20 protein-coding genes, 1 pseudogene and 1 riboswitch are annotated in these 20,747 nt (G+C 70.5%); of the genes and pseudogenes, 11 read left to right on the forward strand and 10 right to left on the reverse strand.

The genetic code is table 11. The annotated features are described in order from the left end of the window. Window positions 1–51: 51 nt before the first annotated feature. Genes bioD through bioB form a run of 3 tightly spaced genes read right to left on the reverse strand, consistent with a single transcriptional unit; the run spans window position 52 to window position 3,206 of the window. The gene (gene bioD / locus AB0L71_RS22060) at window positions 52–741 is read right to left on the reverse strand and encodes a dethiobiotin synthase (RefSeq protein ID WP_365245518.1); all 690 of its coding nucleotides are present in this window, start codon (window positions 739–741) and stop codon (window positions 52–54) included. A gap of 1 nt (window position 742) precedes the next feature. After that, the gene (locus tag AB0L71_RS22065) at window positions 743–2,047 is read right to left on the reverse strand and encodes an adenosylmethionine--8-amino-7-oxononanoate transaminase (protein WP_365245521.1); all 1,305 of its coding nucleotides are present in this window, start codon (window positions 2,045–2,047) and stop codon (window positions 743–745) included. Then, window positions 2,040–3,206 (reverse strand): biotin synthase BioB, encoded by a 1,167-nt coding sequence (gene bioB, locus AB0L71_RS22070; RefSeq protein ID WP_365245524.1) that lies wholly within the window; start codon window positions 3,204–3,206, stop codon window positions 2,040–2,042. The genes AB0L71_RS22065 and bioB overlap by 8 nt, the downstream gene beginning before the upstream one ends. A 193-nt stretch (window positions 3,207–3,399) precedes the next feature. Between bioB and AB0L71_RS22075 the strand changes: the two genes are divergently transcribed. Both AB0L71_RS22075 and AB0L71_RS22080 read left to right on the forward strand, forming a co-directional pair. Beyond that, window positions 3,400–4,569 carry an 8-amino-7-oxononanoate synthase gene (locus AB0L71_RS22075; RefSeq protein WP_365245526.1) on the forward strand — a complete coding sequence of 390 codons (1,170 nt, stop codon included), beginning with the start codon at window positions 3,400–3,402 and terminating at the stop codon, window positions 4,567–4,569. Between the two features lie 162 nt (window positions 4,570–4,731). Further along, window positions 4,732–5,164 (forward strand): annotated as a pseudogene (locus tag AB0L71_RS22080) (ATP-binding protein). Window positions 5,165–5,283: 119 nt separating this feature from the next. Here the strand turns inward: AB0L71_RS22080 and AB0L71_RS22085 are convergent. The 3 genes from AB0L71_RS22085 to AB0L71_RS22095 all read right to left on the reverse strand — a co-directional run bounded on the left by AB0L71_RS22085 (window position 5,284) and on the right by AB0L71_RS22095 (window position 7,247). Further along, window positions 5,284–5,757, reverse strand: coding sequence for a C40 family peptidase (locus tag AB0L71_RS22085; protein WP_365245529.1), 474 nt, complete (start codon window positions 5,755–5,757; stop codon window positions 5,284–5,286). Window positions 5,758–5,760: 3 nt separating this feature from the next. Further along, a riboswitch (cyclic di-AMP (ydaO/yuaA leader) is annotated at window positions 5,761–5,945 on the reverse strand. A gap of 350 nt (window positions 5,946–6,295) precedes the next feature. After that, window positions 6,296–6,604 carry a hypothetical protein gene (locus AB0L71_RS22090; RefSeq protein ID WP_365245532.1) on the reverse strand — a complete coding sequence of 103 codons (309 nt, stop codon included), beginning with the start codon at window positions 6,602–6,604 and terminating at the stop codon, window positions 6,296–6,298. 7 nt (window positions 6,605–6,611) lie between these two features. Next, complete coding sequence (locus AB0L71_RS22095; RefSeq protein WP_365245730.1) at window positions 6,612–7,247, reverse strand: ATP-dependent Clp protease proteolytic subunit; 636 nt, start codon at window positions 7,245–7,247, stop codon at window positions 6,612–6,614. Between the two features lie 90 nt (window positions 7,248–7,337). On the opposite strand from AB0L71_RS22095, the gene AB0L71_RS22100 reads away from it, so the two are divergent. From AB0L71_RS22100 to AB0L71_RS22135, 8 genes are all read left to right on the forward strand, one after another. Then, the gene (locus AB0L71_RS22100) at window positions 7,338–7,622 is read left to right on the forward strand and encodes a type II toxin-antitoxin system Phd/YefM family antitoxin (protein WP_365245535.1); all 285 of its coding nucleotides are present in this window, start codon (window positions 7,338–7,340) and stop codon (window positions 7,620–7,622) included. Between the two features lie 375 nt (window positions 7,623–7,997). After that, window positions 7,998–8,300, forward strand: coding sequence for an urease subunit gamma (locus AB0L71_RS22105; protein WP_365245537.1), 303 nt, complete (start codon window positions 7,998–8,000; stop codon window positions 8,298–8,300). 16 nt (window positions 8,301–8,316) lie between these two features. Continuing rightward, complete coding sequence (locus AB0L71_RS22110; protein ID WP_365245540.1) at window positions 8,317–8,628, forward strand: urease subunit beta; 312 nt, start codon at window positions 8,317–8,319, stop codon at window positions 8,626–8,628. Next, window positions 8,621–10,342 (forward strand): urease subunit alpha, encoded by a 1,722-nt coding sequence (locus AB0L71_RS22115; protein ID WP_365245543.1) that lies wholly within the window; start codon window positions 8,621–8,623, stop codon window positions 10,340–10,342. The genes AB0L71_RS22110 and AB0L71_RS22115 overlap by 8 nt, the downstream gene beginning before the upstream one ends. Before the next feature lie 13 nt (window positions 10,343–10,355). Beyond that, a complete protein-coding gene (locus AB0L71_RS22120) occupies window positions 10,356–11,018 on the forward strand; it encodes an urease accessory UreF family protein (RefSeq protein WP_365245546.1) in 663 nt (220 codons plus the stop codon). A gap of 27 nt (window positions 11,019–11,045) precedes the next feature. Next, window positions 11,046–11,723 carry an urease accessory protein UreG gene (gene ureG / locus AB0L71_RS22125; RefSeq protein WP_365245549.1) on the forward strand — a complete coding sequence of 226 codons (678 nt, stop codon included), beginning with the start codon at window positions 11,046–11,048 and terminating at the stop codon, window positions 11,721–11,723. Then, window positions 11,720–12,493: an urease accessory protein UreD gene (locus AB0L71_RS22130; protein ID WP_365245552.1), complete on the forward strand. Its 774-nt coding sequence runs from the start codon at window positions 11,720–11,722 to the stop codon at window positions 12,491–12,493. The genes ureG and AB0L71_RS22130 overlap by 4 nt, the downstream gene beginning before the upstream one ends. Before the next feature lie 155 nt (window positions 12,494–12,648). Then, window positions 12,649–14,223, forward strand: a complete 1,575-nt coding sequence (locus AB0L71_RS22135; protein ID WP_365245555.1) for an alpha/beta hydrolase — start codon at window positions 12,649–12,651, stop codon at window positions 14,221–14,223. A gap of 72 nt (window positions 14,224–14,295) precedes the next feature. Here AB0L71_RS22135 and AB0L71_RS22140 read toward each other — a convergent pair whose 3' ends face one another. The 3 genes from AB0L71_RS22140 to AB0L71_RS22150 all read right to left on the reverse strand — a co-directional run bounded on the left by AB0L71_RS22140 (window position 14,296) and on the right by AB0L71_RS22150 (window position 17,023). Then, window positions 14,296–15,345, reverse strand: a complete 1,050-nt coding sequence (locus tag AB0L71_RS22140; RefSeq protein WP_365245558.1) for an NAD-dependent epimerase/dehydratase family protein — start codon at window positions 15,343–15,345, stop codon at window positions 14,296–14,298. Between the two features lie 64 nt (window positions 15,346–15,409). After that, entirely contained in the window at window positions 15,410–16,156 is a 747-nt protein-coding gene (locus tag AB0L71_RS22145) for a lysophospholipid acyltransferase family protein (RefSeq protein ID WP_365245561.1), read from the reverse strand. A gap of 174 nt (window positions 16,157–16,330) precedes the next feature. Further along, entirely contained in the window at window positions 16,331–17,023 is a 693-nt protein-coding gene (locus AB0L71_RS22150) for a TetR/AcrR family transcriptional regulator (protein WP_365245564.1), read from the reverse strand. Between the two features lie 262 nt (window positions 17,024–17,285). On the opposite strand from AB0L71_RS22150, the gene AB0L71_RS22155 reads away from it, so the two are divergent. Next, complete coding sequence (locus tag AB0L71_RS22155) at window positions 17,286–18,374, forward strand: zinc-binding dehydrogenase (RefSeq protein ID WP_365245566.1); 1,089 nt, start codon at window positions 17,286–17,288, stop codon at window positions 18,372–18,374. Between the two features lie 155 nt (window positions 18,375–18,529). Here AB0L71_RS22155 and AB0L71_RS22160 read toward each other — a convergent pair whose 3' ends face one another. Further along, window positions 18,530–20,653: a glycoside hydrolase family 6 protein gene (locus AB0L71_RS22160; RefSeq protein WP_365245569.1), complete on the reverse strand. Its 2,124-nt coding sequence runs from the start codon at window positions 20,651–20,653 to the stop codon at window positions 18,530–18,532. Window positions 20,654–20,747: the final 94 nt, after the last annotated feature.

Below are 20,747 nucleotides of genomic sequence, written 5' to 3' on the forward strand. Positions count from 1 at the left end.
CGGAAAGGTGCGGATCCTTCGATTCTCCCCCGTTCCCCGCAGGCCACTCCCTCAGGCGACGGGCCGGCTGCCGCCCAGCTCCGGGGAGAGCCAACTCCCCGCCCGGGAACGGAAGTCGGTGGGCGTGAGCGCCCCCGCGCCGGCCGGCACCACACCCAACAGCGGAGCGCCCGCCGCCACCGGAAGGTCCTCCAGGTTGCAGCGCGCCGCGAGGTCGGGCCCGGCCGGCATGCTGCCGACCACCACACCGAGGCACTCCAGCCCCCGGACCCGCAGTGCCTCCGAGGTCAGCGCGGTGGCATTGAGCGTGCCCAGTCCGGCCGGTGCCACGACCAGGACGGGTGCGGCCATCAGCCCTGCCGCGTCGGCGAGGGTCGCACCGTCGTCGTCGAACCGTACGAGCAGGCCACCCGCTCCCTCGACCAGCACCAGATCGTGGTCGGTCGCCAGCTTGCCGGCCGCCTCGGCGATCTCGTGGGGCCGGACCGGCCGGAGGTCGGCCCGGCGAGCCGCCGTGGCCGGCGCCAACGGCTCGGGGAACCGGGCCAGTTCGACCGCAGTCACATGGCGGCCGGCCAGCCTCGCCACCTCGGCGGCGTCCCCGGCCTCACCGGGCGCCAGCCCGGTCTGCGCGGGCTTGAGCACCGCGACCCGGCGATCCCGGTGCGCCGCCGCCACGGCCGCGGTCACGATCGTCTTGCCGATCTCCGTGCCCGTACCCGTCACCACCAGTACCGTCATCTCAGCCCTCCCGCGCAGCAGCGCACACGGCGCGGCCGATCCGTTCGATGTCGTCGTCACCGGTCACGTACGGCGGCATCGTGTAGACGAGATCACGGAACGGCCGCAGCCACACGCCCTCCCGTACCGCCGCCCGAGTCGCGGCCTCCACGTCCACCTCGTGATCGAGCTGCACGACACCGATCGCGCCGAGCACCCGGACATCCCGCACCCCGGGCACCTCCGCAGCCGGGGCGAGACCGTTCTGCAGCCCCTTGCCGATCCGCTCGACCTCCTTCGACCAGTCCTGGCCGAGCAGCAGATCGATGGAGGCACACGCCACGGCCGCGGCGAGCGGATTGCCCATGAACGTGGGCCCGTGCGCCAGGACCGGCACCTCGCCGCGTGAGATGCCCTGCGCCACCCGCGAGGTGCACAGCGTCGCCGCCATCGTCAGGTAGCCGCCGGTCAGCGCCTTGCCCACGCACATGACATCGGGCGAGATCCCCGTGTGCCCGGCGGCGAACAACTTGCCCGTACGGCCGAAACCCGTGGCGATCTCGTCGAACACCAGCAGCACGTCCTGCTCGTCGCACGCCTCGCGCAGCACCCGCAGATACGCGGGGGAGTGGAACCGCATCCCGCCCGCGCCCTGCACCACCGGCTCCACGATCACCGCGGCCAGCCGGTCGGCGTGCTCCGCGATCAGGGTCCTAAGGTGCTGAACGTACGCGGCATCCGGCTCCGCGTCGAAACCGGCGGGTGGTTCGTCCGCGAAGACCTGCCGGGGCAGGACGCCCGACCACAGCTCGTGCATGCCGCCCTCGGGATCGCACACGGACATCGGCTGCCAGGTGTCCCCGTGATAGCCGCCCCGCCAGGTCAGCAGTCGTTGCTTGGCCGGCCGTCCCGCCGAGCGCCAGTACTGCAGGCACATCTTCACCGCGACCTCGACCGACACCGACCCCGAGTCGGAGAGAAAGACATGCCGCAGGGGCTCGGGGGTGATCTCGACCAGCCGGGCGGCCAGCCGCACGGCGGGCTCGTGGGTGAGCCCGCCGAACATCACATGACTCATCCGGCCCAGCTGATCACGTGCCGCCTCGTTGAGCACCGGGTGGTTGTACCCGTGCACGGCCGACCACCAGGACGACATGCCGTCGATCAACTCGCGCTGCCCGTGGGCGGCTTCGGCGAGCCGGAGACGAACCCCGGATGCGGACTCCACGACCAGGGGTTCCTGACGCCCCGGCATCGGGCCGTACGGGTGCCAGACGTGGGCCCGGTCCAGGCCGCGCAGTTCCGCCGGGGTGAGGACCTCAGGCATTGGGGGCGAGATCCGTACCCGCGCCGCGACGGCGGACCGTCACCAGATCCGTACGTGCCGCCGGAACCTCACCGGTACCGGTGGCACCCTCCACGGGCGCGTCGCCGCAGGGTGCGCACCCGCCACCCTGCGTGCCGCAGCCGCCACCGGCGCGCGCACGGTGCGCGGGCAGCGTCGTCGTCTCCGCGCCCTCCACCTCGAAACCGGCGTCCGCGATCATGTCCAGATCGGCCTGCCCGGCCTGCCCCTCACTGGTGAGGTAGTCGCCCAGGAAGATCGAGTTGACCAGGTGCAGGGCGAGCGGCTGCAGGGAACGCAGATGCACCTCGCGCCCGCCGGCCAGCCGCACCTCGATGTCCGGACAGACGAACCGGACCATCGCCAGAATGCGCAGACACCGCTGCGGGGTGAGGTTCCACTCCTTGGCCAGCGGGGTTCCCTCGAACGGGATGAGGAAGTTCACCGGCACCGAGTCCGGGTCCAGCTCGCGCAGCGAGAAGACGACGTCGACCAGATCGGCGTCGCTCTCACCCATCCCCGCGATCATCCCGGAGCACGCGGAGAGCCCGGCGGCCTGCGCCTGTTGCACCGTCTCCACCCGGTCGGCATAGGTGTGGGTGCTGGTGATGCGGCCGTACGTCCCCTCGGACGTGTTGAGGTTGTGGTTGTACGCATCGGCGCCCGCCGACCGCAGACGTTCGGCCTGTCCTCCGGAGAGCAGACCGAGACAGGCGCACACCTCGACGCCCTCGTTCTGCTCCTTGATCGCCTCGATGGTCTCCGACACCCGGTCGACGTCCCGGTCCGTCGGACCGCGGCCGCTCGCCACCAGACACACCCGCTTGGCGCCACCCGCCACCCCGGCGGCGGCAGCCTTCGACGCCTCGTCCGGCTTCAGCCAGGTGTACTTGAGGATCCCGGCCTCCGAGCCGAGCCGCTGGGAGCAGTACGAGCAGTCCTCGGGGCAGAGCCCGGACTTGAGATTGACCAGATAGTTCAGCTTCACGCGCCGCCCGAACCACTGGCGGCGCACCTTCCCGGCCGCGGCCACCACTTCGAGCAGATCGTCGTCCGTGGTCGCCAGTACGGCGAGCGCTTCTTCGCGGGTCGGCAATGCGCGCCGAAGCCCCTTGTCCACCAGCGTGTTCAGGAGGTCCATGGTCCCGATCCTGGCCTACGGACCGCCCGCGGCCAAGGACGAACCGGACAACACAACCAGTCGCGCATGTGTGGACGGCCCACAGTGTGACTCCCCGCGCCCTCCGCTCATGCCCCGGCGGGCGATCCTCACGGGGCGAACGTCGCTTGCCGGGGCATTAGGGTCGGTGAGCCGCCTACCCAAGGGACCGCTCATGTCCTTCGCCCCGTTCGACTGGATCGACGCGGAGGCGCGCCGCCGTGCGGACGCCGGACTCGTCCGCACCCTCCGCCCCCGTCCCGCCGGATCAGATCTTCTGGACCTTGCGAGCAACGACTATCTGGGGCTGACCCGGCACCCCGAGGTCACCGCGGCCGCGGCCGACGCCGTGCGCAGGTGGGGAGCGGGGGCGACCGGCTCGCGGCTCGTCACCGGGTCCACCGCACTGCACGCGGCACTGGAGTGCGAGCTGGCCGACTTCTGCGGCTTCGAGGCGGCCCTGGTGCTGTCATCCGGCTATGCGGCCAACCTCGCCGCCCTCACCGCGCTCACCGGCCGAGGCTCGCTGATCGTCTCCGACGCGGGCAACCACGCCTCGATCGTGGACGGTTGCCGGCTCTCCCGCGCCGAGACCACCGTCGTCCCGCATGCCGATCCGGATGCCGTACGCAAAGCCCTGCACGGCCACGGCGGACGCGCGCTGACGGTCACCGACTCGGTCTTCTCGGTGGACGGTGACGCCGCGCCCTTGCCCGAACTGGCCCGTGCCTGCCGGGCGGAGGGTGCCGCCCTGCTCATCGACGACGCGCACGGCCTCGGCGTGCTGGGCGAGGGAGGCCGAGGCGGTCCGGCTGCCGCGGGACTCGCGGGCGGGGAGGGAATCGTCGCCACACTCACGCTCTCCAAGTCCCTGGGCAGTCAGGGTGGAGCGGTTCTCGGTCCGGCCCGGGTCATCGATCACCTGGTCAACACGGCCCGTACGTTCATCTTCGACACCGCGCTCGCGCCGGCCGCGGCAGGTGCCGCACTGGGGAGCCTGCGGCTGCTCCGCCGCGAACCGGAACGCGCCGACCGGGTCCGCGCGGTCGCCACCGCCCTGTACGAACGGCTGACCGAGGCCGGTCTGACGGCCGTCCGCCCCGACGCGGCCGTGGTGTCGGTCCGGGCGCCGTCGGCCGACGCGGCGGTGCGGTGGGCGGCCGACTGCCGCACCGCGGGCATGGCGGTGGGTTGCTTCCGGCCGCCGTCGGTGCCGGACGGTGTCTCCCGACTGCGGCTGACCGCACGCGCCGACCTGACACCGGAACAGATCGACTCCGCCGTGGCGATCGTGCGGCGGACCGCTCCCGTCAGCTGTCCCCCTGCTGCCGAGCGGACCGTGTGACGCCTGCATACGGTCGTGCGTGGCGGAGTTCACCGCATTGAGCGATGGATATATGCATGTCGTGGTGGATGGCCGACCCGGGGGAAGTGTCAAGGGCATCCGGCGCGAAGCGCGTCCCGGACCCGGCCATGGGCCGGCCCGGGCGGGAAAGGAAGTCGCGCCATGGCAGACCATCACGAAGCGAGCGTCACCCTGCCGAGCGAGCCGGTCTCGGTGTCGGCCGCCCGGAGATATGTGGCCGAAGTACTGGACGAATGGGGACTGGCCACCGGTACCGAGTACGCCGACAGCATTCTGCTCATGTGTCTCGGAACTCGCGACCAACGCGGTTCAGCACGCCTTCGGACAGTCACCCACCTTCAGCGTCGCCCTGCGCCTGGAGCGGGAGGAACTGCTGAGCCTGGGGGTGACGGCCAGCCATCCCCGGTGGCCCCGGCGGCTTCCCGCCGCCGTTCAGCAGGACAACGGACGTGGCATGGTGATCATTCGCTGTCTGGCCGGGGAGTGCGGAGGCCGGATCGACGTCACCCCCACCGCCGACGGGGGCAAGACCGTCCCGATCGCGCTGCCGTGGTACATCCCGGTGCAGAGCTGACCGGCCGGCCCCCGGACCATCAGGCCCCGAGCCCCGAGCCCGGGTGCCTGGTCACCGCCCCTCTCCGACTGCCGGCCGGGTCAGGGCCGCGTCTGCGGCCCGATCCGGCCGGCAGGGCGTCAGCGGACGCGGCCGTAGTAGACGCTCTTCGTCCAGATCTTCTCCAGCCGGACGACCGAGCCGGTCCTCGGCGAGTGCCAGATCTTGCCCTTCCCGGCGTAGATCCCCACGTGGTAGACGCTGCGGCCGGAGTGGAAGAAGACCAGGTCGCCGCGTTTCCGCTTCGAGGACGAGACGTGCTTGGTCTTGTTGTACTGCTGCTGGGCCGTGCGCGGGAGCTTCTTGCCCGCCTTCTTGAACGAGTAGAGCGTCAGGCCCGAGCAGTCGAAGCGATTGGGACCGGTGGCCCCCCACCTGTAGGGCGACCCCTTCTTCGACGCTGCGACCTTGAGAGCCTTCGTCGAGGGAGTCGCTGCCTGGGCCTCCGTGGCGCCTCCCGGGGCGAGCACGGTGCCACCGACGGCGGCGAGAGTCAGAACCGAGGCCGTACCGGCCCGGGCAAGCAGAGACGGGACATGAACCTGCGCAGTCATGCGCAACCCTTCGTCAGCCGCCTGTGAAGGATGACCTGTCGGGTTCGGGCTGGCGAAGTTGCCCGGCCGCGTGCGGCGGCTTCACCCCAAGGGTCGACCGATGTTCCGGCCGACCCGTTGTGCTTGGGTCCTCCACTCCTGCCGATCCACTTCTGTCGACCAGTCATCCGGGACGGCGGCAGGACTCGGCGTCCGCCCGGACCGCCCCGCCGCGGCGACGGGGGCTTGTCGTCCCAGGGATCTTGACTCAATGAGTGCCGGAATTCCGAATAGAAACGACATTATGTGAGGATCATCACGACTAGTCTGTTCAGGTGTTCATAGTCCGTTTTGATCCCTTGCTGGTCACTTCGGCCGGTCTCGTACCAGCGGCGGAACAGCAGGAATCGCTCGTCGGCTCCGTGGTGGACGCAAGTCGAGATGTCCCCTGACGGGGGAGAGTTCCTACGCCGAAAGAACGAGTATTCCGATACTCGCGTCGGGCGTGTCGTGGGGTGGAGGGCTGGTTCCGGCCGCGCGCGGGGTACGCGGGCGTTGATCAATTCGGCGGGACGGGGGGTACGGTGACGCGCGCGGCGCGCCGCTCCCCGTCGAGCACACGCAGCGCCCGCGTCAGGGTGGCGGTGTGGATCCGCGCTTCGCCGCGCTCGTGCATCAGTGCGAGGGCGTTCCGGAGTGCTCCCGCCCGTGACACCAGCGCCTGTGCGGCGCGCAGCGCGCCGTAGGTGTCGCTGCCGCGGGCCGGGTTGATCCGGCCCAGCTGGTCGAGGACTTCGAGGTAGCGGTCGACGAACTCCGCCTCGGCGCGGGTCAGTGCGGGAAGCGGGGGCGGCTCGGGCGGTCGCACGAGGTGTTCACCTCGATCCGTGCGGCAGGGGTGAAGGCGTGCGGTTCTCCGTGATGTGGTCCACCAGGCCGTACGCCTTGGCGCCGGTCGCGTCGAGGACCAGATCGCGCTCGATGTCGGTGGAGATCCGTTCGGTGCTGCGACCCGTGTGGCGGGACAGCAGAGTGGTGAGCGCCTCGCGGATCCGCACCCATTCCTGTGCCTCGATCTCCAGATCGGACGGCCGGCCCTCCACGGGCTCGGTGAGCCGGGGCTGCTGCACGACGACCCTGGCGCCGGGCAGTGCGTGCCGTCGTCCCGGGGCGCCGGCTGCAAGCAAGGTCGATGCGCAGGCCCCGGCCTGGCCGAGGCAGTAGGTCTCCACCTCGCAAGTGAGGTACTGCATCGTGTCGTAGATCGCGAACATGGCGTCGAAGGAGCCGCCGGGGGAGTTGATGTAGAGGGAGACGGGCCGGTCCGGGGCATCGTGTTCCAGATACATGAACTGCGCGATGAGGTCGGTGGCCGCGGCGTCGTCGACCGGTGTGCCGAGGAACACGATCCGTTCTGCGAGCAGTTTGGAGTACGGGTCGAGCGTGCGGGGCCCGTGGGCCGTGCGCTCGGTGAACTCGGGCAGTACGTGACGGGCGGCGGGCCGGAACAGCATGGTGATGCCTCTCCTGCGGGGTGTGAGGGGGCTTGCACACGCGTCTGTAAAAAATGTACAGGACGTACAGAAGGTTATGATGGGAGCATGGCCTACGAGATTCCGGTGACGCAAGCCCGAGCTGAGCTCGCCGATCTGATCAACCGCGTCGTCTACGGCGGCGAGCGCGTGGTCGTGACGCGGCACGGCAAGCCGCTCGTGGCGTTGGTTTCGGCCGCTGACCTGGAGCGGCTCGAAAACGACGAGGCTGCTCCCGAGGGACGGGTCATCAGCTCGGTCTCCTCGATCGATTCCGCCGTGTCCGCTCCCGGCGAACGGCGGCGCTTCGGCATCGCGGCCGAGCACAAGGGGCAGCACGAGCCGGGCAACTGAGCGGCCCACCGGCCGCAGGGGCCTGTGCGTGGCTCTGGGCGGGCCGTATACGGAACGCCTCCGCGGCGCGCGGCGGGCGTCTGCCCCGGAGGTGCGGCGGCGGACATCGACCTGATCGCGGTCATCGCGGGGAGGCGGCCGGGCGGTCTGCGAGGTCCGGTGGAGTCGAGCCCGAAGTGCTGGAGAGCGGACGGCCTGCCCGGCCCAGGTTTCTCGCAGTCGGGGGAGATCAGTTAACGCGCCGGAAAAACTTCACCTCTAACGTGCAGTACCTCGTTGCGCGAGACCGGTTCGGGACCGACGGGTCGGGTGGGACGTCGCCGATGCCCCACCGCGCCCGGACCGGTACGGGGCACAGGACTGTGAGGTGGAAGCATGCAACTGACACCGCATGAGCAGGAACGCCTGCTCATCCATGTCGCCGCCGATGTGGCCCAGCGGCGTCGGGACCGCGGGCTGCGGCTCAATCACCCCGAGGCGGTCGCGCTGATCACCGTGCATCTGCTGGAGGGCGCCCGCGACGGGCGCACGGTCTCCGAGCTGATGGCGTCGGGCCGTAAGGTCCTGTGCCGCGCAGATGTCATGGACGGTGTGCCCGAGATGATCCATGACGTCCAGGTCGAGGCCACCTTCCCGGACGGCACGAAACTGGTCACCGTCCACGAGCCGATCGTCTGACCGGAAGGTGGAACCGATGATTCCCGGAGAGATCCTCTACGCGGACGGGCCCGTGCCGTTCAACGAGGGCCGGCCCGTCACCCGGCTCACCGTCCTCAACGCCGCCGACCGGCCGGTCCAGGTCGGTTCGCACTACCACTTCGCCGAGGCCAATGAGGGGCTGGACTTCGACCGGACGGCCGCCCGCGGACTGCGGCTGAACATCGCAGCCGGGACAGCCGTCCGCTTCGAACCGGGTGTGCCCGTCGACGTCGAGCTCGTCCCCCTCGCCGGACGGCGCGTCGTTCCCGGCCTGCGCGGCGAGACCGGAGGTGCCCTCGATGGCTGAACTCGATCGCGCGGTCCACGCCGACCTGTTCGGCCCCACGACGGGTGACCGCATCCGGCTCGCCGACACCGATCTGCTCGTCGAGATCGAGGAGGACCGCTCGGGCGGCCCCGGACTCGCGGGGGACGAGGCCGTGTTCGGCGGCGGCAAGGTGATCCGCGAGTCCATGGGCCAGGCACGCACCACCCGCGCCGAAGGCGCCCCCGACACCGTCATCACAGGTGCCGTGATCATCGACCACTGGGGCGTCGTCAAGGCGGACATCGGTATCCGCGACGGCCGGATCACCGGGATCGGCAAGGCGGGCAACCCGGACACGATGGACGGCGTCCACCCCGACCTGGTCATCGGCCCCGAGACGGAAATCATTGCGGGCAACGGCAAGTTGCTCACCGCGGGAGCCATCGACGCCCATGTCCACTTCATCTCGCCGACCCTGGTCGACCAGGCACTCTCCTCCGGAGTCACCACTCTGATCGGCGGCGGCACCGGACCGGCCGAGGGCACCAAGGCCACCACCGTCACTCCGGGGTCCTGGCACCTTGCCCGGATGTTCGAGGCGCTGGAGGCGTACCCCGTCAACATCGGCCTGCTCGGCAAGGGCAACACGATGTCGCGCGAGGCCATACACGCCCAACTGCGCGCCGGGGCGCTCGGGCTGAAGATCCATGAGGACTGGGGAGCCACCCCCGCCGTCATCGACGCCTGCCTGAGTGTCTGCGAGGAGACGGGCGCCCAGCTCGCCATCCACACCGACACGCTCAACGAGGCCGGATTCGTCGCCGACACGCTGGCTGCCATCGCCGGTCGCTCCATCCACGCGTACCACACCGAGGGCGCGGGCGGCGGACATGCCCCGGACATCATCGGTGTCGTCTCGGAGCCGTACGTCCTGCCGAGCTCGACCAACCCGACTCGGCCGCACACTGTCAACACCGTCGACGAACACCTCGACATGCTGATGGTCTGTCACCATCTGAACCCCACCGTGCCGGAGGATCTCGCCTTCGCGGAATCGCGGATCCGGCCCTCCACCATCGCGGCCGAGGACATCCTCCACGACCTCGGAGCCATTTCGATCATCTCCTCCGACTCCCAGGCCATGGGCCGCATCGGCGAAGTCGTGCTGCGCACCTGGCAGACCGCCCATGTGATGAAGAGGCGCCGCGGTGCCCTGCCCGGCGACGGGCGGGCCGACAACCACCGAGTGCGTCGCTATGTCGCCAAGTACACCATCAACCCCGCAGTGGCCCAGGGACTCGACCGGCAGATCGGTTCGGTCCGGACGGGCAAGCTCGCGGATCTGGTCCTGTGGGAACCGGCGTTCTTCGGTGTCAAACCGCAGACCGTCATCAAGGGAGGCCAGATAGCGTACGCGCAGATGGGCGACGCCAACGCCTCCATCCCGACACCGCAACCGGTGCTGCCCCGGCCGATGTTCGGCGCGGTCGGCCGTTCCCCCGCGGCCAATTCCTTCAACTTCACGTCGAACGCGGCCATCGAGGACGGACTGCCCGAGCGCCTCGGGCTCGGCAAGCGGTTCGTGCCGATCACCAGCACGCGCGGCGTCACCAAGACCGACATGCGGGAGAACGACGCGATGCCGCAGGTCCGTGTCGACCCCGACAGCTTCGCCGTGACGATCGACGGCGAACCGGTCGAGGCGGCGCCGGCCGCCGAACTCCCCATGGCCCAGCGGTATTTCCTCTTCTGATGCGGGCCATGTGATGAGTCGCGCAGCTCTGCTCGTCCTCGCCGACGGCCGGTTCCCCGCCGGAGGCCACGCCCACTCCGGCGGTGCCGAACCGGCCGTGCGGGAGGGGCGCATCCGTGATGCCGCGGATCTCGCGGAATTCTGCCGGGGCCGCCTGCACACCACCGGACTCACGGCCGCCGCCCTGGCCGCGGCGGCGGCCCACGGCCACGACCCGCTCGCGCTCGACGAGGCCGCCGACGCCCGTACCCCGTCACCCGCGCTGCGGACCACCGCACGCAGGCTCGGCCGGCAACTCATGAGGGCGGCCCGGGCCACCTGGCCCGACCCCCGGCTCGACGCACTCGCCCGAGCCCGGCCACGCGGGGCCCACCAGCCCGTCGTGCTCGGCCTCACCGCCGCCGCGGCCGGACTCGGCCCCGAGGACGCCGCGCACTGCGTCGCCTACGAGACCGTCAGCGGGCCTGCCACCGCGGTCGTCCGCCTCCTCTCCCTCGACCCCTTCGAGGCCACCGCCGTCCTCGCCCGGCTCACACCCGAACTCGACCGGATCGCCCGACAGGCCGCTGCCGCGGCGCACGGCCCCGTCGAGGCGCTGCCCGCCGCCTGTGCTCCCCTCCTCGACATCACCGCAGAGGCGCACGCGGCCTGGCCGGTCCGCCTGTTCGCCTCGTAGACCCGCAAGAACCAGGAGCCGCACACCATGCACCTCGACCCTGCCGAGCACGGCCCCGCCGCCGTGAGCGCCGACGCCGCCCGCCCCGACGGCACCCGCCGCGCCCTGCGCATCGGACTGGGCGGCCCCGTCGGCTCGGGCAAGACAGCGACCGTGGCCGCCCTCTGCCGGGCCCTGCGCGACCGGCTCTCGATCGCGGTGGTCACCAACGACATCTACACCCGCGAGGACGCCGCGTTCCTGCGCCGCCACGCCGTTCTGCCGCCGGAGCGGATCCAGGCCGTGGAGACCGGTGCGTGCCCGCACACCGCGATCCGGGACGACATCTCCGCCAACCTCGAAGCCGTCGAGGACCTGGAGGACGCCGTGGGGCCGCTCGACCTGATCCTGGTCGAGTCCGGCGGCGACAACCTCACCGCCACCTTCTCCAAGGGCCTGGTCGACGCCCAGGTCTTCGTCATCGACGTGGCGGGCGGCGACGACATCCCGCGCAAGGGCGGTCCCGGCGTCACCACCTCCGACCTGCTCGTCATCAACAAGACCGACCTCGCTCCGTACGTCGGCTCCGATCTCGACCGGATGGCCCGCGACGCCGCACAGCAGCGCGGACAACTCCCCGTGGTCTTCACCTCGCTCACCTCCGAGCGGGGTGTGGAGCCCGTCGCCGACTGGGTGCGGGCACAGCTCGCGGCCTGGACCGCATGAGCGTCCGGGCCACCGCCAGGATCACCGCCGCCCTCGACAGCAGGGGCGTCACCGCGCTCCCGGTGCTGGAGAGCGCCGGCCCGCTCGCCCTGCGCCGGACCCGGGCGGCGAACGGCCCGGAGGCGCGGGTCACCGTCGTCGGCGCCATGAGCGCGCCGCTCGGCGGAGACCGGCTCGCCATCGAGGTACGGGCCGAGGACGGCGCCCGGCTCACCGTCGACTCGGCCGCGGCGACGATCGCCCTGCCCGGACCAGGGCCGAACACCGAACCGGCGACGTACGACGTCGAGTTGAACGTGGGGGAGCGGGCCGGGCTCCGCTGGCTTCCGGAGCAGCTCGTGTCGGCGCACGGCAGCCTCCTGCACATGACCACACGGGTCGAACTCGCCCCCACCGCACGACTGGTGCTGCGTGAGGAGCAGATCCTCGGCCGTCATGGCGAGAGCACCGGCACGCTGACCAGCCGGCTCACGGTGCGCCGCGCGGGCCGTCCGCTGATCGACCAGCAGATGGCGTACGGACCCGGGGCACCCGGCGGCTGGGACGGGGCCGCGGTCCTGGGCGGCCACCGGGCTGTTGGTCAACTCCTGCTGGTCGACCCTGGATTCGGTGAGAAGTGTCCCGAAGTTCGCCTGCTGACACCGACCGCCGTCCTGACCCCGCTGGTCGGTCCGGCCGTGCTGGTGACAGCGGTCGCACCGGACGCACGCCTGCTGCGCAGGGTGCTGGACGAGGCGCTGAGCGAGGTTTCCCGGCGTCTTGACGGGTGATCACCGCTCAGCGGGACACGGGTGTCCGGTTATCGATTCGGTAAAGAAGTAGCTGTGCGGCCTGTTCCCGGGAACCCCGCACAGGACAAGATCCGCGTACCGGAATGAACTGCGCCGACATCGGCGGCGCTTCACATGTATGGGGGAGGTTCCACTTGAGACGCACAGCAGTGCTCGGCTCGGCAGGCGCTCTTGTCGCAGGCACGCTCATAGCGGGGGCGGTGACCGCACCGGCGGCCACCGCCGAAGGCCGGCACCAGGTGTCCGAGGCGCGCGGCGTCGAGATCGCCGCCGCCCGGGCGGCCAGCGCCGGCATCGACTGGACGGACTGCCCGGCCGACTGGTCCCTGGCCAAGCCGATCCAGTGCGGCTGGGTGACCGTGCCGCTCGACTACGCCAAGCCCAATGGCAAGCAGATCAAGCTCGCCGTCGACCGGCACGTCAGCACCGGCACGCAGGACGAACGACAGGGCGCCCTGATCTACAACCCGGGCGGTCCCGGCGGTTCGGGGCTGCGGTTCCCGACCCGGATCACCAACAAGAACGCGCTCTGGGCGAACACGGCGAAGGCATACGACTTCGTGGGCTTCGACCCGCGGGGCGTCGGCCACTCCGCGCCGATCTCCTGCATCGACCCGCAGGAGTTCGTCAAGGCCCCGAAGGCCGACCCCGTACCCGACTCCGAGGCCGACAAGCTCGCCCAGCGCAAGCTTGCCGCAGAGTACGCGGACGGCTGCGCCGAGCGCAGCGGCGAGATGCTGCCGCACATGACCACGCCGAACACCGCACGCGACCTGGACGTCATCCGCGCCGCCCTCGGCGAGAAGAAGCTCAACTACCTGGGCGTCTCCTACGGCACGTACCTCGGCGCGGTCTACGGCACGCTCTTCCCGACCCACGTCCGGCGCATGGTGGTCGACAGTGTCGTCAACCCGGCCAAGGACAACATCTGGTACCAGGCCAATCTCAACCAGGACATCGCCTTCCAGGGACGCTGGGACGACTGGAAGGCATGGGTCGCACAGAACGACGCCACCTTCCACATCGGCGACACCCCCGAAAAGGTCGAGCAGGCCTGGCTGAAGCTCCGGGCCGAGGCCAAGAAGAACCCGATCGGCGGCGTCGTCGGCCCCTCCGAACTCATCGGCTTCTTCCAGAGCGCGCCGTACTACGACTCCTCCTGGGTGCCCGTCGCCCGGACCTGGAGTGCCTACCTGGCCGGCGACACCCAGGCCCTCGTCGACGCCGCGGCCCCGGACATGTCGGACATCGCGGGGAACATCTCCTCGGAGAACGGCAACGCCGTGTACACGGCCGTCGAGTGCACGGACGCCAAGTGGCCCACCAGCTGGCAGAAGTGGGACCGCGACAACACCCGGCTGCACAAGGACTACCCGTTCATGACGTGGGCCAACGCCTGGATGAACCTGCCCTGTGCGACGTGGCCGGTCAAGCAGCAGACCCCGGTGGACGTGAAGACCGGCAAGGGCCTGCCGCCCGTCCTGATCGTGCAGTCCACCCGTGACGCCGCCACCCCGTACCAGGGCGCCGTCGAACTGCACAAGCGCTTCAAGGGCTCGCGCCTCATCACCGAGCGGGACGCCGGATCGCACGGTGTCACCGGTCTGGTGAACCCCTGCATCAACGAGCGGGTGGACACCTACCTGCTCACCGGCGCGACCGACAGCAGCGACGTGACGTGCGCCCCGCACGCCACGCCGAAGCCGTAACGGTCGCAGCGCACGGGCACGGGCGGCCGGTGGTCCTGGACCACCGGCCGCCCGTGTCCCGTTGTGGTCCTCTCACGTCCTTCGGTCGTACGCCTCCAGCCAGGCGTCCTCCGCCGCGTAGTCGAAGAGCTTGTCCCCATAGGTCTGGAGCATGCGGGGGAAGGCCTCCGTCCAGTCCCTGCCGTCGAGCCGGCCGGCGAGCCACTCGACGGTCCCGGGCAACGACTGCGCATAGCCCGTCACGGCCCGGTACCCGAGCTCCCGCTCGGCGGCCGTCATGTCGTACACGATGGGATGCGGACTGCTCCAGGGGGTCGAGCCGACGCCGTCGTCCCCGGGGGAGCCCGCCATCAGCACCGGTTCGGCCCCGCGGCCCAGCACCGCGCCGATGGCCGTGGCGATCTCGGCGACCGTCGGTGCCTGCGGATCCCCGGCGTTGAGGACCCGCGAACCGGGCCGCCGGGCGGCGAGCCGGATCAGCTCGGCCAGGTTGGAGACATGGACCGGGTGGAAACGGGATGCGCCGCCGTACGAGAGCACGAACCGTGTGCGGCCGTCCAGGAACCGCTTCACGAAATAGAGCTCACGCGGTGAACGGCAGTACGGTCCGTGGATCGCCCCCGCGCGCAGCAGCGTCACCGGCAGCGCGTCGCCGGCCGCCAGCAGATCCTGCTCCAGCCGGACCTTCCGCGTCCCGTACGAGGCATCACCGGGCGGCACGGTGCGCTGCGTCTCGGGGATCGGCACGGGGTACCGCGGAGCCCCGTCGGGTTCACCCTGGGTGTCGAAGCTGCGCCCCCGGTCGTCCTCGTACACCGCACCGCTGGAGATGACCACGGCCGACCCGATCCGGTCCGCCAGGCCGGTCAACTGCCGGGCGTGATCCGCGTCGTACGCCACCATGTCGACCAGTACGTCGCAACCGTCACCCAGCGCCGCCGCGAGTGCACCGTCCTCGTCCCGGTCGAGAGTCGCCGTACGCACCGCGCCGTCCCACCGGGCGTCCCGGCCGCCGCCACGTGAAGCGGCCGTCACCTCCCAGCCGTCCTCGACGAGCGCCTGCACGGCCACTCGTCCGATCTGTCCCGTCGCTCCGAGAACCCACGCGTTTCCCTTGGTCATGCGAGGCACGCCAGGATGAGCCCGCCGCCCGGACCAGCAGCGTTCACCCGGCGCGGATTCGCCGTCAGCGTCGCGATTTCGGGAACTTCTTCGTCGGGCCGGTCCGGCCGCCCGGACCGGCCTGCCCGGACCGCTCGGCCTGGGCGGCCTTCGCCTTGGCGGCGTACTCGTCGACGTACTCCTGCCCGGAGAGGCCGAGGATCGCGTACATGATCTCGTCGGTGACCGCCCGGATCGCCGCCCTCTCGTTCTCCAGGCCGGCGTAGCGGGAGAATTCCAGCGGCTCCCCGAAGCGGATGGTGACCTGCTTGAGGTGCGGGACGACCTGGCCCGGCGGCTGGATCTCGAACGTACCGACCATCGCGCACGGCACCACCGGCACCTGCGCCGTGATCGCCATGACGGCCACGCCCACCTTGCCCTTGTACAGCCGGCCGTCGTGCGACCGGGTGCCCTCGGGGTAGATCCCCAGCAGCTCGCCCCGGCTCAGCACCCCGAGACCTTCACGGATCGCCGCCTGCCCGGCATCCTTGCCGGACCGGTCCACCGGGATCTGCCCGATGCTGCGGAAGAAGGCGGCGGTCAGCCGTCCCTTGATCCCCGGGCCGGTGAAGTACTCCGCCTTGGCGAGGAAGGTGATGCGCCGCTTGAGGATCGCCGGCATCAGGAAGTGGTCGGAGAACGACAGATGGTTGCCGGCGATGATGGCCGCGCCGTCCTCGGGAATGTTTTCCAGGCCCTCGATCCTGGGACGGAAGAACAGCCGCAGCAGTGGCCCGATGACGACGTACTTGAGGACGTTGTAGAACACGGGGCGGCTCCTTGCTCTGCCGGACGGCTCCATGCCTGCAGTCTGCCAGGCCCACGGTCGCCGGGGGACGCCGCCCGGCCAGGCTCCGGGAGTCCCTGCTCCCCGCACCGGCCCGCCGGGGGCGGGCTTCCTCGTCGACGGCCGGCGGGGCCGCCTGGATGCGCCGCGGCACCATCAGTGCGCAGGCGTGTCCGCGTGTGACGGGCCGTCGAGCCACGGTGCGAGAGCGGATTTTGCCGCGGAGACGAACAGGCGGGGGTCGCGTGGGCGCGGCAGGGACAGCCATGCCTCCACGAGCCCGGCCTCACCGTGGGCCAGGAACCTGCTGTGTGCCTCGGCGCGCCAGGAGGCCGTCCCTTCGCCGTCAGGGACCCGTCGCGGGTCCTGGTCGAGGAGGGCGCGGACCGATGCGGTGAAGTGGTCGACGAGAAGGCGGTTCAGGGAGGCGCTGCGCCGTCCCGCGAGCCCCGCCGTGTAGAGGGCGTCGCGGTCCTCCAGGTGGGCGACCAGTGCGCCGGAGGCGCGTTCCCAGACTTCGCGCGCCGAGAGTTCCGCGGCCGCGATGTCGGCGAGCCAGGCTGTCCGGATCCGGTCGAGGTCCGCGTACAGCACCTGTTCCAGGAGGGTCACCGGACTCTCGGCGTGCTTGTAGAAGGTCGTGCGGTTGATCCGCGCCGCTCGCACGAGCTCGGCGACCGAGATCTCCTCGACAGGCCTTTCCGAAGCCAGTCGAAGCACGGCTTCCCGCAGGCGCGCCCGGGTGCGGCGGGTGCGCACATCAAGGGTCGCCTCGTCTTCGTCCGCCCCGTGCGGCTTGGGAGAGTCCAAGGGGTGCCGACAGGTGCGGGGCTGCTCGCTCACTGGCATCACACAAGCCTATCTCCTGGGTGCTTACGCGGCTCTCACGTGCATTGATCGACAGGTGTCGCTTTTCTTTTCGCTTTCCAGGTGCCAGACTGACTGACGCGGCAAAGATGCCCGAAAGCCCCTTTTCGGGCGCTGTCCGCGATCGCGTCCGCCCGTGCCCGCCGATGCTCGTCGAGCCCGCCCGGTCCCGCGCGGTCTGCCCTTCCCGGCGCTTCCCGTTCCTGGCGGCGTCGGTGGTCCCCCTACGGAAAGCAGGAACATCATGAAGGCGTCCGTCACCAAGGGTCTCGGTCAGGGTTTCGTCGTCGAGGACGTCGAACTCGCCGCGCCGGCCGGGCACGAGGTACGGGTCGAGGTCAAAGCCTCCGGCCTGTGTCACTCCGACCTGAGCGTCGCGACCTTCATCGGCGGAGAGTTTCCCGTCGTCCTCGGCCATGAGATGGCCGGCGTGGTCATCGAGGTGGGCGCCGCGGTCACGCAGGTCAAGCCCGGTGACCACGTGGTGGGCAGCCTCATCCAGTACTGCGGGGCCTGCGTGAACTGCCTGGCCGGACGCACCCACATCTGCCTGCGCCCGGAAGCGACCCTGCGCGCACCCGGCCAGCCCCCGCGCATCACCTGGAACGGCGCCCCCGTCGCCCAGGGCATGGGCCTGGGCGGCTTCGCCCAGGAGACCCTGGTCCACGAGAACCAGCTCGCTGTCGTCCCCGACGACATGCCCTGGGCACAGGCCGCACTCATCGGCTGCGGTGTGCTCACCGGCGCAGGGGCCGTACTCAACAGCGCACGGGTCGAGCAGGGCGAGAGCGTCGTCGTCATCGGCGCCGGCGGTGTCGGCATGAACGCGGTCAGCGGCGCCCGGATCGCAGGCGCCGGCACCATCATCGTGACCGACATCGAGGACGGGAAGCTCGAACGCGCCAAGGCCTTCGGTGCCACGCACGTCATCAACTCCCGTACCACCGACCCCGTCGAGGCCGTCCGCGACATCACCGGACAGGGCGCGGACCACGTCTTCGACTTCGTCGGTGTCCGCTCCGTCACCGCGCAGGGGATGCAGATGCTCGGCAAGGGCGGCGGTCTCTACCTCATCGGCGTCGGGGGCGCCGACGCGGGCATCGATGTCAGCGCGATGGTCGCACTCAGCAACTCGCAGAAGGTCCAGGGTGTGTACATGGGCTCCTCCCACCTCAAGCGGGACATCCCCTTCTACGCCTCGATGTACCTCCAGGGCCGCATGAACCTCGACGATCTGGTCTCCAAGGAGATCGGGCTCGCCGATATCGACAGCGGCTACGAGTCCCTGAAGGACGGCACCACGGCGCGGGTCGTCATCACCGACTTCTCCTGATTCCGGCCGAGTCCGCACCCTGACGGAGATCACCGGCCCGGGAAGCACCGGCCGCCCCCTGCCGGGAGAGCGACAGGGGGCGGCGGGTCATCGGGCAGGTCCCTCACCGGGCTCCGGCCCCGTCGCCGTCCGTGGGACGGCGACGGGGAACCGGGTCAGGGGGCAGTGCCCCAGGAGAGGGAGCCGCCCACGTAGGCGGCGACCTTCGACACGTCGGCATAGGCCGTGTTGGTGCCGTGGCTGTAGTCGTCGGTCTCGTCGAAGTTGGACCAGTCGGTCTTGTTCAGCCGGAGCTGGATCTCCCCGGTGGAGGCTCCCGCAGCCAGGGTGCCGCTGCCGAAGCCCACCTCGACGTAGTGGCTGGCCCCTGCGGCCGAACCGGCGGAGGACACACCGCTGGTCACGTTGGAGCAGCCGATGACCGCGTAGTCGCAGTTGGTGCTGAAGGTGCTCGCACCGGTCTCGGGCGTGAACCAGTAACGCAGCTTCACCGTGGACAGATCCACCGCGGCGGAACCGGTGTTGACCAGTTGCAGCCCCATCCGGATCTGGTTGTCGGTGGCCGAGCTGTCGTTGTTCTTGTACTGGACCTTGAGGGTGCCGGTCCCGGTGCCGCCGCCCGCGTCGGTCGTCGCCGAGACCGCCGCCGAGGCCGCCGAGACGTTACCGGCCGCATCCCGCGCCTTGACCGTGTAGCTGTACGCCGTCGAGGCCGTCAGACCCGTGTCCGTGTAGGAGGTCGACGCGGTGGAGCCCACCTTCACGCCCGCGCGGTACACGTCGTACGCCGTCACAGCGGTGTCGTCGGTCGACGCCGTCCACGACAGGGAGACGCTGCCACTGGTCTTGCCCGTGACCGTCAGACCCGTGGGCGCGGTCGGCGCCTGGGTGTCGTCGGTGTTTCCACCGCCACTGCCGTCCAGCGGCGGGTACGCGTTCGCCACCAGTTCCTGGAACTGCGCGGAGAACCAGTGACCCGCGAGCGGGGAGTTCGGCAGTGCGCCGGTCATGCTGTTGCCGTTGCGGCCGTTACCGGTGTAGGTGGGGTCGCACATCCGGTCGAAGCCCTTGCCCTCGTCGTTGTCGATGGGCTCGCTGTTGCCGTCCGACTCGCCCGGGGGCTTCGCCCAGACGTAGGCGTCGATACCGGGCTCAGGGGCGCTGGTGGGTCGCTCACCGATGCCCGCACCGCTCTGGTTGCACCAGTTGCCCGCGTGGATGCGCCGGTCGACGCGACCCCCGTTGACATAGTCGTCCACGCTGGTCAGCGGCCCCGCGGCGGTGGGCCGGTCGGATCCGCCCCAGCCGTTGCGGGCGGTGTCGATCAGCATGCCGATGTCGGAGGCGAAGCCCTGGCTGACCAGCTCCGTGCGCAGCGCCTGCGCGAAGGAGAGCTCATCGACGTAGTAGTTCCAGTCCACCCACTTGGACTGGCGCACCGTGGTCCCGTTCACGGTGTCGGTGACCTTGAAGTACGGCTCCTTCAGGGCCGAGTAGTTGGCCGTGTTCACGATGAAGCCCTGGACGTCCGCGACCGTGGCGCCCTCGCTCGTCGCGGCCTTCTTGAACTCCTGGGCCGCCGGGACGAAGTTGGAGTCCCAGCCCAGCCAGCCGTGGTGGGCGGCATCGACGTAGTTGTAGACGTTCGGAATGGCACCCAGGGTGTGCAGGGCGTAGCCGACACCCTTCTCGTAGTTGCCGTTCGCCTTCATCGTCGCGCACGCCTCGGTGGACCCGGCCGTGCCGCCCGCGTTGGTGACCAGGTTCGGCAGCGAGTCGGGCTCGATGATGGTGACGATGCGCAGACTCGCGTAGGCCGGGTCGGCCAGGATGTCGGCGATGGGGTCGATGTAATCGGTCTTGTACCGGTCGATCTCGGTGGCCCCGAGCTCACCGTTGGACGCCAGCGCCGCGCAGTCCCGTCCCGGCAGGTCGTAGATGACCACCTGGAAGAGGTTCGCGCCCTGGTCCAGGGCGGTGTCGAGGTGCTCGCGCAGGCTCATCGCGTCGGCCGAGCCCTCGATGGCCGCGATCCGGTCCATCCAGACGAAGGACGGCTCGTCGGCGATCGCGCTGCCGCCCGGTTCGGCGGCCGCCTTGGCGGACCAGTCGGGGTTCACATACGCCGTGGCACCCGCATAGGGATTGTCGACCCGGGCTGTGACGGCCGACGCGGGCGAGGGTATGGCCACCGCCAGCGCCGCGCCCAGCGCCAGGGCCGGGAGTGCGGCCAGTTTTCGGCGCAGTCCGTGCAGGGTGGTGCCTCTGGTGGTTCTCATTGCGGCTCCGTGCTCCTCTCATACGTCCGTGGAGGCTCCCGCGGACGGGTTCGTGGGGGTGTGGCGCGCGGGCGGCGACCCGTGGGGGCGCGGT

Origin of the sequence: Streptomyces sp. NPDC052052, assembly GCF_040680455.1 — a bacterium.
Classification (GTDB): Bacteria; Actinomycetota; Actinomycetes; order Streptomycetales; family Streptomycetaceae; genus Streptomyces.

Bases quoted from the DNA above. Each gene is read 5' to 3' on its own strand.
- AB0L71_RS22150 (WP_365245564.1), bottom strand. From the start codon at position 17,023: ATGCCAGTGAGCGAGCAGCCCCGCACCTGTCGGCACCCCTTGGACTCT.
- AB0L71_RS22140 (WP_365245558.1), bottom strand. From the start codon at position 15,345: ATGACCAAGGGAAACGCGTGGGTTCTCGGAGCGACGGGACAGATCGGA.
- AB0L71_RS22120 (WP_365245546.1), top strand. From the start codon at position 10,356: ATGAGTCGCGCAGCTCTGCTCGTCCTCGCCGACGGCCGGTTCCCCGCC.
- AB0L71_RS22110 (WP_365245540.1), top strand. From the start codon at position 8,317: ATGATTCCCGGAGAGATCCTCTACGCGGACGGGCCCGTGCCGTTCAAC.
- AB0L71_RS22160 (WP_365245569.1), bottom strand. From the start codon at position 20,653: ATGAGAACCACCAGAGGCACCACCCTGCACGGACTGCGCCGAAAACTG.
- ureG (WP_365245549.1), top strand. From the start codon at position 11,046: ATGCACCTCGACCCTGCCGAGCACGGCCCCGCCGCCGTGAGCGCCGAC.
- AB0L71_RS22105 (WP_365245537.1), top strand. From the start codon at position 7,998: ATGCAACTGACACCGCATGAGCAGGAACGCCTGCTCATCCATGTCGCC.
- AB0L71_RS22085 (WP_365245529.1), bottom strand. From the start codon at position 5,757: ATGACTGCGCAGGTTCATGTCCCGTCTCTGCTTGCCCGGGCCGGTACG.
- AB0L71_RS22100 (WP_365245535.1), top strand. From the start codon at position 7,338: ATGGCCTACGAGATTCCGGTGACGCAAGCCCGAGCTGAGCTCGCCGAT.
- bioD (WP_365245518.1), bottom strand. From the start codon at position 741: ATGACGGTACTGGTGGTGACGGGTACGGGCACGGAGATCGGCAAGACG.
- AB0L71_RS22130 (WP_365245552.1), top strand. From the start codon at position 11,720: ATGAGCGTCCGGGCCACCGCCAGGATCACCGCCGCCCTCGACAGCAGG.
- bioB (WP_365245524.1), bottom strand. From the start codon at position 3,206: ATGGACCTCCTGAACACGCTGGTGGACAAGGGGCTTCGGCGCGCATTG.
- AB0L71_RS22115 (WP_365245543.1), top strand. From the start codon at position 8,621: ATGGCTGAACTCGATCGCGCGGTCCACGCCGACCTGTTCGGCCCCACG.
- AB0L71_RS22155 (WP_365245566.1), top strand. From the start codon at position 17,286: ATGAAGGCGTCCGTCACCAAGGGTCTCGGTCAGGGTTTCGTCGTCGAG.
- AB0L71_RS22065 (WP_365245521.1), bottom strand. From the start codon at position 2,047: ATGCCTGAGGTCCTCACCCCGGCGGAACTGCGCGGCCTGGACCGGGCC.
- AB0L71_RS22075 (WP_365245526.1), top strand. From the start codon at position 3,400: ATGTCCTTCGCCCCGTTCGACTGGATCGACGCGGAGGCGCGCCGCCGT.